General features: G+C 44.5%; 9 protein-coding genes and 2 pseudogenes. 3 read left to right on the top strand and 8 right to left on the bottom strand.

Annotated elements, in window-relative coordinates; translation table 11 throughout:
- Positions 1–137 precede the first annotated feature (137 nt).
- Positions 138–1,019: a LysR family transcriptional regulator gene (locus tag FEK42_RS22435; RefSeq protein ID WP_240730457.1), complete on the top strand. Its 882-nt coding sequence runs from the start codon at positions 138–140 to the stop codon at positions 1,017–1,019.
- A gap of 166 nt (positions 1,020–1,185) precedes the next feature.
- Here the strand turns inward: FEK42_RS22435 and FEK42_RS22430 are convergent, their stop codons facing one another.
- The 6 genes from FEK42_RS22430 to FEK42_RS22405 all read right to left on the bottom strand — a co-directional run bounded on the left by FEK42_RS22430 (position 1,186) and on the right by FEK42_RS22405 (position 7,189).
- Complete coding sequence (locus FEK42_RS22430; RefSeq protein WP_130238096.1) at positions 1,186–2,316, bottom strand: hypothetical protein; 1,131 nt, start codon at positions 2,314–2,316, stop codon at positions 1,186–1,188.
- 659 nt (positions 2,317–2,975) lie between these two features.
- On the bottom strand, positions 2,976–3,191 hold the full coding sequence (gene cspG / locus FEK42_RS22425) for a cold shock protein CspG (protein ID WP_130210289.1): 216 nt from the start codon (positions 3,189–3,191) through the stop codon (positions 2,976–2,978).
- Positions 3,192–3,804: 613 nt separating this feature from the next.
- Positions 3,805–4,362, bottom strand: a complete 558-nt coding sequence (locus FEK42_RS22420; protein ID WP_130261388.1) for a hypothetical protein — start codon at positions 4,360–4,362, stop codon at positions 3,805–3,807.
- A gap of 46 nt (positions 4,363–4,408) precedes the next feature.
- Positions 4,409–5,616 (bottom strand): IS3 family transposase gene (locus FEK42_RS22415; protein ID WP_135491810.1). Its coding sequence is split into 2 segments (ribosomal slippage): positions 4,409–5,295 and positions 5,295–5,616, totalling 1,209 coding nucleotides; the frame shifts between segments, so codons are not numbered across the junction.
- Positions 5,617–5,704: 88 nt separating this feature from the next.
- A complete protein-coding gene (locus FEK42_RS22410; RefSeq protein ID WP_135491765.1) occupies positions 5,705–6,169 on the bottom strand; it encodes a hypothetical protein in 465 nt (154 codons plus the stop codon).
- A 321-nt stretch (positions 6,170–6,490) separates the two neighbouring features.
- Positions 6,491–7,189 (bottom strand): hypothetical protein, encoded by a 699-nt coding sequence (locus FEK42_RS22405; RefSeq protein ID WP_130210293.1) that lies wholly within the window; start codon positions 7,187–7,189, stop codon positions 6,491–6,493.
- A 398-nt stretch (positions 7,190–7,587) separates the two neighbouring features.
- On the opposite strand from FEK42_RS22405, the gene FEK42_RS22400 reads away from it, so the two are divergent.
- On the top strand, positions 7,588–8,577 hold the full coding sequence (locus FEK42_RS22400; protein WP_130259233.1) for a tyrosine-type recombinase/integrase: 990 nt from the start codon (positions 7,588–7,590) through the stop codon (positions 8,575–8,577).
- Between the two features lie 44 nt (positions 8,578–8,621).
- Here the strand turns inward: FEK42_RS22400 and FEK42_RS22390 are convergent.
- A pseudogene (locus tag FEK42_RS22390) lies at positions 8,622–9,492 on the bottom strand (IS256 family transposase).
- Positions 9,493–9,698: 206 nt separating this feature from the next.
- Positions 9,699–14,132, bottom strand: a pseudogene (locus FEK42_RS22380) (autotransporter outer membrane beta-barrel domain-containing protein); the annotation flags it as partial.
- A 398-nt stretch (positions 14,133–14,530) separates the two neighbouring features.
- On the opposite strand from FEK42_RS22380, the gene FEK42_RS22375 reads away from it, so the two are divergent.
- Positions 14,531–15,552: hypothetical protein (locus FEK42_RS22375; RefSeq protein WP_138211980.1), on the top strand; the 1,022-nt coding region annotated here is incomplete at its 3' end.

The raw sequence follows: 15,552 nt of genomic DNA, 5'->3' as shown, positions 1-15,552 counted from the left end.
AATAAAAGGATGTTCATCAAATATAAAAATAATAGATTTTTATTCTCAGATAAAAACCTTGTATAACAATATGAACCATACAGGTATAGTATGTACAATTCCTTTTTTTCAAAAATTGATAAGCAACGGGAATGGATATGAAGCTGCTACGTGCCTTTGTAACACTTGCCAGATTAGGGAGCTATCATGATGCAGCTGAGGCCATGTACATCACTCAGCCAGCACTAACAAAGAAAATACAGTCTTTGGAAAAAATAACGGGGATTGCCCTTTTTCAACGGGGCCGTCAGGGAGCAAAACTGACAGAACCAGGAAAACAGCTTCTTTCCCGGGCTCAGAAATTGTTGAAACATTATGAAGAGTTTTCAGAATATGCACAAAATTTGCAAAAAGGAAGTTCAGGTAAGCTGACTCTTGGATTTGGGATATCCTCGTTTCAGTTAGCTCCCAGATGTGTAAGCCTCTTTCGGGAACAATACCCTGACGTTGAGGTATTACTTGATGATGTTCCTTCAGATGTGCAATGCCGTATGTTACTGGACGGGAAGCTTCTGGCCGGATTTACCCGAGAACCGTTAACAGATAAACTTAACTTCAGCCCACTGTTTACAGAAAGTCTGGTTTTGGCTATTCCAGCGGGATTTACACTTAAGTCGCAAAAGATTCAATCAATACTGAACCAATATCAACTGTTGCAAATGACCCCAGACAGAGGTCGGGGATTGGTTGAACAAACAGAAAAATTTCTGAAAGAAAACAATTACAAAGGTAAACCATCTTCTGCTGCAAACGATATCCATACTTTACTAGCTTTGGTTGCTACAGGGAACGGTGTGGCTTTACTACCCGCGGGAACCAACTATTTTTTACCTAAGGGCGTATCACTTATTAGGCCAGAGGGTAATTATACCAAATGGAATATAGGAATTGCCTGGAACCCGCAAATAAATGATATTATCAGGGATAATTTTTTACAAATAGTAAACAATATTAGATTGAATCAGTATTGTGTTAATTAATATTACAAATTGAATAAAAAAGATTAGACTCAAGTCTCAACCTGATACAAACGGGCAACTTAGTGGACAAAAAATGCGACAGCACTGTTAATAATCCTGTCGCATGCAGTTAATTACTCCGCAGAATAAATTTTCATAAACAGAAATTTATTTTTGAAACGGGTAATCATCTCAACTGTATAGTCAATCCACCAGAATCAAAATCAACACTCAATTTATTCCTGTTATCAATAGGTTTTCCATCTATGTAAACAAGATTCAAAAGATATAGCGCATTAACATCATACTGGGTTCCAATTGAATGTGCGTTTAATCTTAGCACTGCTCCTGACCCTGATTTAAAATTGAACATGCCGGGCCAGCACTTACCTGTTGGGTTAATCACTTCCTTCACAGGGTTAATAGGGACGATATCAATCAATGGATTAATTGTTACCTTTGCATTACCTGACAATTGAATAATCTTACCTTTCCCATACCCTTGTAAAAATTGAGCTGTATGAATATCCACTGTCGAGTTATCAAAAGCATCTATCGCAACGAAATCACCTGTGTTGTTGTCTGGGATGTCATTATGGATAGACATTGTGAAAATATTACCATAAGATGAATCATGAAAAGATAAACTATTCGAAAGTTTTAATTCTGATTCAAGATGTTGATCCGACCTAACATTTAGTAAGAGTGAGGAATAATTATTAAAACGCAATCCCTCAGGTTCAATACCAGCACGATTAGGTGCTGAAATCGCATAGGCATGTACATCAAGAGTGCTATACCCTGATAGCGTTGCTTTATAAAATAAACCAATGCTATCAGCCAAAATGGAAAATTTCGAATTCTGCAAACCCGTAAAATCTGTGGATGTCGCTGTCTCTAACGATGACATTCCGAGAAAAACACCCTGTAGTTCTTCCAGTGTAACACGACTGTCGTCGTACAAGCTGAAAGCAATTTTGTATTCAGGGTAATATAGAGAGGAGTCAATTAACCTTTTATTTTTTAATTTCCTATTGCCTGAAATACGGAAATCAGCTTTTTCAAAAAATTTGAAACTGGAATCTTTAGGTGCCGCAGATTGTACAGCCCAGTTAATCTGGTTGGATTTTATACTATCCGGAATAAGAATAAGAGGGCCTGATTGAGTACCATCCATAGTTACACCGTAAACATCAAGTCCGCACCCTTGCATTTTATTAAATGTTTCTGCAGGTCCCTTCAACGTAGTTTCTCCGGCAGAACGAAAAGTTTGCTGATTATTAGAATCCCAGCTAAACGTGTCATCTGTATTTTGCATAATAACCTCTTTTCAAATAGAAATTTGCAACCCAAAACAATATCAGATTGCTGATGAACTACCTGTTTTTTCAGGTAGTGGAATAAAGTGTTAATTCATTTTCTCTGGACATGAAGTAAATTCACGGCGTTATTTGCCAGAATTTAGTCACAACGCTTTATCACTTTTCTGCGATCAAGATTTTCATTAACTGACAATCTTAAAAGCAGCTGCAATGATAATGACTTGAATACTTCATTCCAGAGCACTTTAACACCATGAATATTAATGCAATTAAAGAAGAGTTGTTGTTATTTGCAAGTTATATATTGATATGGAGTGGGTTATTTTAAAATGATCAGATATCATAGAAATGATTTTTATTATAAATCTGTGATATTGGTGATGACTTATGTTTAAATTTATCTATCTAACTGCATGATTAGCAGTCATTTTAACCAATAGGGTAAGGTAATTTACTCAGATAACGTCATGTATCTCTTCTGATATATAGGTTCAGACGCAGATAAATTTACCCGTTAAATACTTTAGACGGCATAGATATTAAAAAACAACCCGCCATTATGGCGGGTTGTTTTTTAATCTGATTATTCCTGCAACTCTGTCTACTCGGGCTTATGCCGTCTTCGTTATCGCAGATATGCTGATTATCAGGATAGTTAGCTCAACGCGATAACATTCGCGGCGGCCGGACCTTTGGCCCCATTCTCGATCGAGAACTCAACTTTCTGACCTTCATCTAAGGTGCGGAAATCGTTGCTCTGGATCGCAGAAAAGTGTACGAACACGTCTTTGCTGCCATCAGCAGGGGTGATAAATCCAAAACCTTTATCTGCGTTAAACCATTTTACTAAACCAGTCATTTTGTTAGACATAAATATTACCTTCTAAATTTGTGAGCCACACAACGCGGCAAGAATGTGATCTGTATAAAGATTTTGACTTACTAAGGCACTAAAGGAGGAGACTCACGAAGAAGGGTAATCGGAAGATAACACTGAACTGAGACTGCTTTACTAAAACTGCTTTCATAAGGTCTGTCTTGCAAACCAACGATGCTATTAACGCATATTCATTATAGTTATGCAACTTTTATTTTTCATTCATGTGTTCTATTTGTTGTGCGCCATTAACAAAGGTAAGCCAGAACGCCTGTTATCCCTTCTGTCGGTGGCTGGCTTTCAACGAAAGCCGTTGGAGCGTAAGGAGAGTCGTGAGCCCCATGATGTCCGGTAGTTCTCCTCACTATATAATGCCTGAAACCAGGCAGCGTGATGGTGAGTTACCATTCGACTATTTTACATATTCTGTGCCACCACGGCGGTTTAAAATTTCGACGTTTCTCGCACGAGCACCCTGTAACACATTTTTCTGAACAGAAAACACTCAAAACAGAATGATAGCCGGACATATATTATGTTCCGGCTATTTATTAATAGCTTACTTAATAGGTTCAGCAAGTGTCGTTCTACATTTTAATTATTTTTACTACCAAATGCTCATAGCAGTCGAGTATTCAAAAACAACCACGCCATTAATAAGATGGTCTGCTGGTTTTAAATTATAAGTTCTGGCGCCAGAGTCGCTCATTGTTTTACCATTAATAAGAATCCTGTGAGTATTTTCTGATTCAACGACAAAAGTACACATTTTATCGATATCCACAGTGAGATAAGACCGCTTACCTTCATTGATATTAACGCCATTACTATAAACAATAAGGTTAGTATTAGCATAATCCTGAATCGAAAGAATAATATGGCATTTTCCTTCCGGGGGCTCAGGGAATTTCTCAGGATTCATATATGTGAAATCAGTAAATTCTACGCTTTCAGTATGAATTTTCATAGTAAATACCCCAATTATATACCGGATATCCACCCCACCTAAAAAATCCACTTCAAGATTATACTTATCGTTAGTGTATCCTATTGTTTTATCTACATCTACCCCGCAGGGGTCATCTATCATATAGATATACCTATTTCTTGGACCTTTATCGACAACATCAATAGTACTATCCTGTACTGCACAAACAGTACCCATGCCGAATGATGATCTTGACCCGCTATCTCCGGACCGCTTTTGTATCTTAAGTTAACGATGCCCGCTGCCGCCGGTATTCCCTCGGAGAGTAATATCCCAGCGCGCTGTGCGGGTGGTTTTCATTGTAATGCGTGAACGCTGCTGCAAGGTTTTGCAGGGCTGTTCTCACATCCGGTTTTGGCATGAACGCGATATAGTCTTCTTTCATCGTCTTCACGAACCGTTCGGCCATGCCATTACTCTGCGGACTGCTCACCGCTGTTGTACAGGGCTCAAGATTCAGCTCTCTGGCGAACCCCCGCGTTTCATGCGCAGTATACGCTGAACCGTTATCCGTCAACCACTGCACTGGTGTGTCCGGCAACCTGTCGCCGAAGCGCTTTTCCACCGACCTCAGCATCACATCCTGTACGGTCGAACTGTCGTAGCCTCCCGTGCTCGCTGCCCAGTCTATGGCCTCTCTGTCGCAGCAGTCCAGCGCGAACGTCACCCGCAGTTTTTCACCGTTGTCGCAGCCGAACTCGAAGCCGTCTGAACACCAGCGCATATCGCTTTCTGCCACCGCGATTTTTCCCTTGTGTTCACGCTTCGGTCGCTCTGGTTTGTCATGCAACAACAACAGGTTATGCTCGCTCATTATCCTGTAAAGCCGTTTGGCGTTCACCGGTGGCTCTCCCTCAGTGCGACGTTGCTTGCGCAGGATGCCCCACACGCGTCGATAACCATAACTCGGCATATCGCTGATGATATCGAGGATATCCGTCAGTATTTCAGCGTCTGCTTCGTCATTACGCCGGTTACAGCGCCTGTCCTGCCAGTCGGCAGAACGGTTAACTCGCAGTGACAGCTGCGCACGCGACACGCCCATGGTGCGGCTGACCAGGGCTATTCCCCGTCCTTTGGCAACAAGGGCGCGTGCGCTATCCATTTTCGCGACTGGCCGTACTCCACCGCTTCTTTCAGGATCTCAACTTCCATCGTCTTCTTGCCCAGAAGGCGCTGAAGCTCCCGGACCTGCTTCAGAGCAGCTGTAAGCTCAGAAGCAGGAACGACTTCCTCTCCGGCCGCAACGGCGGTGAGGCTGCCTTCCTGATATTGCTTCTTCCATTTAAACAGCAGGCTGGGCTGGATACCATGCAGGCGGGCGACATGGGAGACATTCATACCCGGCTCCATCGTCTGCTGGATAATGGCGATTTTCTCCTGAGGAGTTTTACGTTTACGGACTTCTTGCCCTAACAGGATCCCGGTCATCTCAAAATTGGCGTTAGTGTTAGACATATATTCAAGCCTATCTCTTATCTGGAGATACAGCTACTGTCCGGTGTTTCTGGGGGCTACATCAACCCATGCCGAATGAATACGTCGTATATTCAATGCATTGACTATGGGGTTTCCCACAAATAATAATATTGTTCTCAATTACTGGAGGAGTAAGAGATTGTTGTTTTATTTCTGCAATTGGACGCCCCTCCTCATCGCCATGAAAAAGGAAAAAATTATCATTTCGCCACTTTAAGTCCCATAAAGAGATGTTTTTCAGCTTTGAAAAAAAATCAGGAATGTAGCATTTCCTCAGGTTAGGGTAAAGTGTCGTCGTCGTTAATAACCATTGCTTGAAAAAATCAGCATTTTTTAACTTTTCTTGCTCTGAAGTGGACATTTCGTTAATCCACAGAGGGTATTTAGGATGAGTAAGATTATGTGATGGTGCATATTGTACATCCTGAACGAAAACAGGCAGTGCAGGGCTTTCTTGTGGATATGCTTCATACTCTCCCGCCGTATTCTGAATGACGATTTTCATTATGAACTTTCTTCCAGGTTTTACGTATGATGTAATATCTACGGTTAGTGTATCTTTTTTTTATCTTATTTATAAGACATGTATCTGTTATTGCATCATAGACTTGATAACATACAATCTTATCATAAATATTTCTGTCATGTGATGCACTGTCAAATTCTGCACTTTGCCATGCCAGATAATACTTAATGCCTTGCGGTGATTTTTTTTCTATAATTCTGACAAAATTAACACTGAATGATGAGTCTTGCATCTTCATAAATTCTCTCACTATATTGTTACGACACGGGAATAATATTGATAATTACGCGTATAAAAATATCATGAAACAATAGATTGTCCGTAAAACGCCACAGCCTGTGCATATAGATCCATCGAATCATCCCAGAGATCTCTTGAGTTATGGGAGCGTACTTCCGAGATATATATTTCGTTATTTTCTTCCGAAAAAATTGCTGATTCATGATTACCAATTGCACCATGTAAAGGATTAGTCCACCCACTAAATAATAAAAATCCCCATTCCTGAAAAAGCCCAGAATTTACTTCACGTTTTATATCATGATATGATTCGATTTCCAGTTCATCGTAAGGGACATTGTTGATATCGCGGCGGGCAGGGAAAGTGCCTTTTTCATCCACAACCCACTTCCATGCGCTGCAGAATCCATCCCAGGTTTCGACATGTGGTTTAAAGAAGCGAAGAGGTTTAATTACATATGCTGAAATATATTTGTCTGTAACCTTATTAGTGGCAAAAATGACAAATGTTTTACCAATGCAATTTTCATCAATATCTTTTGAAAATGACACTACGCCGTCCTGATTTACAGTAACTGTGTTGTCTCCTGCATTGGTAGAAACACTCCAGTCTACCGTATTATTATAGACAACATCATTATCAACCATCATCTGAAATGTTGCCCCAGGGAATAATGTTTTTGGGAAAGACCCATTAGTCATATCTTTTTTCATATCGAAATCATAGTAATTCACCCGAACACCAGTAACTTTTGGCATAATAAATTCCTTAATTGTTTAATTGAAATAGGCTTAATAAACATAATCGGCAAAGAGATATTATTATTTTTATACAGATAAGTGCTGTCATTTATTGGTTATAAAACCATCAGTTTCGAGAATTAATTCAGCCTAAAAAATAAACTGCTATTACTTTTATCGTAATAACATCTTGTATGAGCGACTTTATGCTTCTTCCTGATGGCATCTGGATTTGGCTGTTTCGCCACAGCGTCTATGGAATGGGATATGTTCCGGGTATGGGGAATCATAATCGACTCTACTTATTAAAATGTACCTTTGAAAAAGTAGATTTTCTGAATGCCACTTGTGTGGCACACTTATGCCAATTTTTTACGTAGCGCATCTGACGTTTTTCGCTGTTGTGAGGTCTTTGTATGACCCATCTTCCCGACAATGATCCTGAGATGAATAATTTTCAGCAACTCGTTCCCTCAGAACCCGAGTTATGGCCAACATCTGTAGAAAGCGAGCATCTCCTTAATCCGGCAAGGGCATACTTGCTTTCTCTTAACTCACCGCGCAGTCGGCAAACGATGGCATCTTTTCTGGGCATCGTTGCCAGAATGTTGGGGGCGGCCAATGCGGAGACTTGCCCCTGGGGCAGTTTACGCCGACACCACATCATGGCGGTTGCTGAATTGCTACGGGATACGGGCAGGGCAACGGCGACAATCAATACCTATTTGTCTGCACTTAAAGGCGTAGCGAAAGAGGCCTGGATGTTGAAGCTTATGGATGTCGAAAGCTTCCAGCACATTCTTGCCGTACGTAATTTTCGCGGAAGTAAACTTCAACGAGGTCGGGCATTGCACCGAGAAGAGATCCGGCAGTTATTTCAGGTCTGCGAAACCGATCGTAGCTGTCGTGGCCCCAGAGACGCTGCGATGTTGGGAGTGTTGTTAGGCTGTGGATTGCGTCGTTCTGAGGCCGTAGGGCTTAATATAAGTGACATTGTCACTTATGAACGCGCATTGCGTGTCTTAGGAAAAGGGAATAAAGAACGGCTGGCTTATATGCCGGAAGGGACATGGGTAAGATTACAGACCTGGATTGAACAGGTAAGGGGAGATGCACCGGGACCGTTGTTTACGCGCATCCGCCGTTTTGATGATGTGACCTGCGCAAGACTCACTGACCAGGCGGTTTATCACATATTGCAGGTGAGGCAGCGAGAGGCAGGAATTGAAAAATGCGCCCCTCACGATCTGCGAAGAACGTTTGCTACTGCGTTGCTTGAAAACGGCGAAGACTTAATCACGGTAAAAGATGCGATGGGTCATGCCAGTGTCACAACAACGCAAAAATACGATCGCCGTGGCGAGCAACGGCTTCGTCGCGCCCGCGACAAACTGAATTTTGATTAGCGCTTTCCCGGAGCCTGTTTAGGATTCTGTGTAAATGCCTTTTCTCAGAAGTGACCGTCCAGGCGGTCACCGAACTCGATAATAAAGCGGCTCATTGCCATTCGCCAGTCCTTCAACGGCATCGTCCATTTCTGGGACGCAGACTGGATTGCCAGCCACACCACTTTTTTCACCGAGTCGTCTGTCGGGAACACTTTACGCTTTTTGATCGCATGGCGGATCACGCTGTTTAGCGACTCGATGGCATTCGTCGTATAGATCACTTTGCGGATGTCCGTTGGATAAGCGAAGAACGTGGCAAGATTCGGCCAGCCACATACCCAGCAGTTCTTTCTGACCTTCGATATTGATGCCCAGTGCCAGGAACACCGATTTGTTGATGACGCGACTGTCCTGCCGAACTTTCAGGACGATACAGTCAAGATAAACAATGGGGTAAACAGCATCCAGTGGTCGGTTTTGCCATTCTACAACCTGCTCCATCACGGCATCGGTAACCTTTGATATCAGTGCCGGTGAAACATCTGCGTCATACAGTTCTTTGAACGCAGCAGCTATCTCACGGGTGGTCATCCCTTTGGCATACAACGAGAGGATCTGGTTATCCATCCCGGTAATACGGGTCTGATTTTTCTTTACCAGTTGTGGTTCGAAGGTACCGTCACGATCGCGCGGAGTACGCAGTTCCAGTGGACCGTCGCCTGTGATAACGGTCTTTGTGGAATAACTGTTGCGGGAGTTAGCTCCTGGTCTGGACTGATTTTTCTCATACCCAAGATGGTGTGTCATCTCTGCATTGAGAGCGGCTTCAACGCTGAGCTTTTTCAGCAGCCGATCAAACTGACTGAGGTCTTCAGGGGTTTTGAGGTTTTTGGCCAGTTCGTTAGCCAGAGCCTGTAACTGTTTTTCGTCCATAAATTAACCTTCATTTGATGCTGGATTGAACATATCAAAATCAGGCAATTACACAAATCTATGTACAGGCTCCTTCCCGTTTTCTGACAGAGTGCGTTTTGTTCATGCCGGATGCGGCGTAAACGCCTTATCCGGCCATAAAATCGCGCAAATTCAATATATTGCTTTGATATGTAGGCCTGATAAGCGTAGCGCATCAGGCAATGTTAGCGCCAACTGTACTTAATCCCCAGCATTCCTTGAGTGTTGCTATAGCCTTTGTCACCTGTTTGTACACCAACGTTGCCCCAGATGCTCAGATTAGCATTCACTTTACCTTCCACCCCGGTGCGGATTTCGCCCAGATTACGCACGCCGTCACGACTGATGCTTACGCCATCCATCTTCACACCAAAGGTTTCGGTATTGTGGATCCAGTTTACTTCCACGAATGGCTGCAACTCACGCTGCTTACTATCATCCATTTTGTGATGACTGTTCAGGTACGTTCTCACACCCAGACGCGTCTGGATGTTACCATCGCCCTGAGTTTCAATACGGGTCCCATCGTTGCGGTTGTGCGCATTGTCCTTCACGCCCATCCAGGTAACCTGTGCCTGCGGCTGGATATACCAGGTGTTCAGCGTGCTCCGACTGCCGGAAAACTCTCCGGATTTCAGGGTATAACCCGCTTCCAGTGAGGCAGTCAGTCCTTTCGAACTGTAACTGTCGCTGGCGCGGTTATCTGCTGCCACACTGTTATTAAACCAGTTGTACAACATCCCGCTATCGACATACGCCCCGGTTTTATCCGCCTCATTCTGGTTCCAGGTTCCGTACAGCCCGGCGCTGTAACCGTTGATACGTCCGTCAGAGCCGTAACCGGCGCGGTCGCTGCGGGTATTGCTGCGCGCGTTTGCATAACCTCCCATCACCCCCAAATGCCAGCGGTCGGTGCCGTCGGTACTCCACTGTGTGATATCACCCCCCAGTTGCAGCACATAACGGTTGCTCTGCGTTTTCAACTGACCGTCACCGACAACAGAACGTTCATGACCGCCGACATGGCGCATCCACATGCTGGCTGCCAGTCCGTCCTCTTTTAGCGCGTCGGTGTAGTGCGGTTCACCAAGACGATCGTGCAGACGGTGGTTAAACAGCGTGTTCGCGACTGAAATATTGCTGATATAACTACCCGCTTCCGGGCGCAGCGCGTCTGGTGCCATCGGATCCACTACCGGTGGTTTGACCGGAGCCTCCGGTACAACGGGTCGAACAGGTAAAACGGGACCTTTCCACTTACTGGTGAGATACCAGTTTTGCGCCGCACTGTCAGTGCCTTTCGCCAACGTATAAACATAAGCGCCAGCTTCCACAGTGCCGGTGGTCAGGGCGAAGTGACCGGTAGAGCTGCCGTCAACATGAACCAGTTCAATACCGTTGTCAGTCTGTTTACCCACGCCCCCGACATTATGCACCGCAACCCTGGTGTTACCGACCGTATCGCCGTGAACAATGAGCTTGTCGGTTTGAGAATCGTCGCCCCCCAGTTCCGTGTTCATCACAATCAGACCGTCATTGCCAGTGTAGTTGCCCGCCACGGTCAGGGTTTTGAAATCATTATCGTTAGGTGCGGAAATCGAGATCGTTCCGGCACTGCTCAGATCGTTGACCTTTGAAGCAGCTGTCATGTTCCAGCGGCTGGCAGCATCAATATCGACATTCGCCGGGTCGATCCATCCGGTCAGTTGTGCGCCGTTTTGCAGAGTCAGTCGGCTGCCGTTATTACCAATAATATTGCTGGTCAGTTGCGCGCCACCGTTGGCACCATCAAAGACAAGCTCCCCCGCATTAATCTCAGTATCTGTGATCCAGGCCGTCTGTCCCGCCAGCGTCAGGCTGCCATCACCGTTCTTGATGAAGCGGCCGCCAGCTACATTGCCATCGATGATGTCACCGTCAAAACGCGAATTATCACTGTCCGTGGCGTTAACGGCGATCAGCGATGCGCCGTTCAGCATCACAACGCCACCGCTGCCGCTCAGGCGGTTAGCCTGCTGATTGTTGCCGTTCAGATCGAGTACACCACCGTTGACGATAATATCGCTACTGCTGTTCAGTGTGTCGGCGATAGCGGTCCGCAGTGTGCCTTCATTAACAGTCGTGCTACCGGTATAGCCGTTGATGGCGGAGAATATCAGCGTACCGCCACCAGTTTTGCTGAGGCTTTTGCCGTCCCAGCCGAAACCATACGCGGTGGAGTTCAGATTATCTTGCAGTGCGTCTCCCAGGGTAAAGCTGTGACTGTCCGTTACGTTGAACGTACCGTGAGCACTGGAGTCTTCGGTGTTTAACCAGACCAGACCAAACTGCGCAATAACATTTTTGCTGTCGTCATCTTTCTTCGCCCATCCGATCAGAAAATGGTCTGTATCGACATAATCCTGCAAAGCCTGTCCTGCGACGGTATAGCTGAAATCGCCGCTAATCCCGTTCCGGGTGCGGATAAGGGTATACAGATTCTCATCAGAAACAGGGGCATAGCCGGAGATATCCAGCGTATTGTTCCCGGTAAGCTGGAGAGTATCGGCGCTCAGTGCCGGGTCACTGGCAATATCAACCTGCGCGGTTACACCGCTGCCAAAATTTGCGTCCGCAGCGACAATCAGCGTTTCACCGGCATCAACTTTCAGCGTACCGCCAGACATATCCAACCGGTTAGCGCCTACGGAATTAGCAATCTGCAGCTCACCACTGCCTGATTTATTCAGCGTCTGGACGTTTTCCAGCGTACCGGCAATCATGGCGCGATCGGTGATCGACAGGTTTTCGCCGCTGTTGCCCATCGTCATTAACGCGTTATGTTGGATATCCAGTGAACTGAAACTCTGCGCCATGTTCTGCGCGTTCAGTGTTCCTTCTTTGACATTGAATCCACCTGTGTTGAGGAACTGATTGGCGTTAGCCGTAGATAAGGTTCCCGTGCCGATCTTTTCCAGTTTGCCAGGGCCGGACAGGACTCCGCCGAGTGTCAGTTTATCGGCTCCGTCGGTTTCAATCGCTACCGTGTCACCTGCTGCAGTACCAATCAGCCGACTACCGGCATTCAGATTCAATTTGCTGTCGCCATTGCTCTTAATCAGCGAGCCATCGGCGAAATTCATGGTGCCGGATGAAAGCACATTCACGGTATTCGCCGCCGTGCTGGTTGACAATAAAGTGGCACCGTCCCGCAATGTAAACCGCGTGCTGCTGGTGTTTATGCCATACTGAGCATTGTCTTTCAGTTCCAGGACACCACCATAAACGGTGGTATTGGCATAAATCCGCGATTGCGTATTTTGAGAACCAGGTGTGAAATCTTCGCCACTAAAAGTCACTTTCCCATCGGTAGCATCGCTGCCGTTGGTGGTATTAATTCCAACAATGACATTTATTGCCACGCCAGTGGAGTTGAAACTGGTTATCGGATCACGAAACAGAATCTGACGCCCAGCGTCAGCAGCAATATTCAACACACCATTCGGCTGGCGGATATTAATCGCATTGGCAACCGCATATGTCATATTGGGCGTTAAGAGATTTCCGACCCCGGTGAAATTATTATAGAACTGAATATCGCTATTTTTCGCATGTAGCAGACTCGTGCCGGTAAAATTCGCGCTGTTGCCGATAAGAATAGCGCCTGCATACTGGCCATTGGAATAGTTTCCATGCACTTTCATACCATCGATACCGTTCGTCTCCATCACCAGTCCGGTCTGTGCAACGATAGCTCCCGCAGTATCCCTGACAGCCCGGTTACCATAGATATCGGCATTACCATACAACTGCACACTTCCGTCAGAAAATAATCCGCCACCCGAACTTATTGCGCTGTTATTACCGATAATAATGGAGGCGTCTGTACCACTGAAAATCAAATTGCCCGAGTCATGTAACCGAATAACACCGCCGGCAATAGCGTGATTGACATTATTGGTCAGCGTTACGTTGCCTTCAAATATAATGTTGGCGTTAGTGGTATCTATCGCGGGGTCATAGGAGTAGGCGCTGTTATTGTCAAAAACAACAGTACCGTTCGCACCACGGAAAAGCACATCTGAATTTGAGATGATAAGGCCACGATAGCCATTATTGGCACGGTTATCGACAAAACGGAGCTGACTGCCATTGCCGAGTTCATACACAATTCCCGAAGCAGTCCCGGAATTATAAACAGCTCCCCCTGTGGAGTTGCTTATTGTCATATCAATACCGTCCAGCAGCTTAATCACTGCTCTTCGAGTTCCACTCAGACTAATTAAGTTAACGGCATTACCGGTGGCATTAAACAACCAACTGTCTGTCCCCAGTGGCGTATTGCGGTCAACAATAAGCGTTGCCGGAGAAGAGCTCGTACCATTAAAAATGAGATCACTTAAACGCGTTGTCTGATTTGCGCCAGTGCCATAGATTTGTGACAGATAGACGCTCTCTCCCGGCAGAATCGACACCGTTGCGGCGAGCGACGAAGTAACACAGTTTAGTGTCAATACGAAAACAACCAGCGTCATCGCAAAGCCGGCCAGCATACGACGTCCGGTTCGTTTTCCCCGACTCTTTGCAAACTCCGATACCGCGACCCAGACGCCAGTAGATTCGTTACGGACAACATTGAATACGTTGTTCATGTTATACATCCTTTAATTAAATGAACCACTCCATCTGGTACATTATTTCTATAACATTTTACTTAAGGACTACAGATTTCTTTTATAAATAAAAGAAGTAATATTCTTATTTGTAGAGATAGATATCTTAAAAATCAAACCGCAAAAGCTCACTGATGAAATAATGCAATGCTCAGATAGACAAGAAACTAACGGTTAATGTAACAGTACCTGCATAATTATAAAAACATAATCTCTTTATAAGTACTTGTTTTAATAAAGGTGCGGTATTAATTACCCACATCATCAATTGGTGTCATAACGGTAAGCCGCAACAGATGGTGTACGGTTATTATTTTATAGCATCATACTAAGTGTGAGCAATGAACAAAGCACAGGATAATACAATGTCACCTAAAGTAATTAATACCACGTACAAAAAGATAGAGAAAGATGGGCTGACTATGACTATAAGTCAACGGAAAGGCCCAGTCTGCGCAACCCTCTATTCACCGGATGGAAGTAATCTTAAGAATAACCACATTTATTATCTGATTAAAATTTTTGACGCTGAAAATAATCCAATAAAAAAAAGCCCCTTCAAATATCATGTTGATGTGGTCACCAAAAATGACTGGTCCACACTTGATACTCATCCAATACTCAAAATATCCTATGAGGGTGACGCAAAGAAATTACAACAGGATAGTTATGGCTTTTATAATACAGAAACAGATCAGAATGGAGAATTTTTATTTGGTATTTTGCCCTTCCTTACTCTGAACAACGCAGAAACTCTGATAGAAAAAACAATGGTACCTTATGTACAAAGTATAACTCTTACCTTTTATCTTGGTGATATCAGTACCGATCTTGTCGTTGAAACTCCATATAATTTAGATTTACGCACATATGACGCAGTAGACATGGTTGTCAATAGTACTGGTGATTTCCGTGATTTAACTGATACAGTCACATTAATTCCTGGCGGGAATATATGTTGTAATCGTAAAGTATGTTTTTGTTTTAGCGGGGAACTGGAATGTGAAGTAGCCTCCTCCATAGAGGGGGTAGCTATTATGGATGTGGATAAAAATAATCAGGTAACGATGCCCTTTACAGAAGAGGAAATTGCCAATCGTGAAGTCTGGGCATATGCAAGTTTTGCATGGTGTGCGATGTCCCCACTGCGCATCCGCGAAGCCAATTCATCCCGGCTGCTGCATATCAGCCCGCAAAACAACTGCAATATTTTTCCCGGACAGACGCTATATGCCACGTTTCAGTATCAACTGAAAGCCGGTGAACATTTTTCCGGAACCGAGTGTCCCTTTGCATTAAACCGGGGGAATTTTTATCCTCCTGAAATCTCCTGGTGGCAGGACGGCAATACCTTATATGGCGGCTGCTTACTGACTGTGGATGACAG

The sequence above is a fragment of the Escherichia sp. E2748 genome, from assembly GCF_005781125.1.
Classification (GTDB): domain Bacteria; phylum Pseudomonadota; class Gammaproteobacteria; order Enterobacterales; family Enterobacteriaceae; genus Escherichia.
This window is presented reverse-complemented; position numbering and strand designations above follow the sequence as displayed.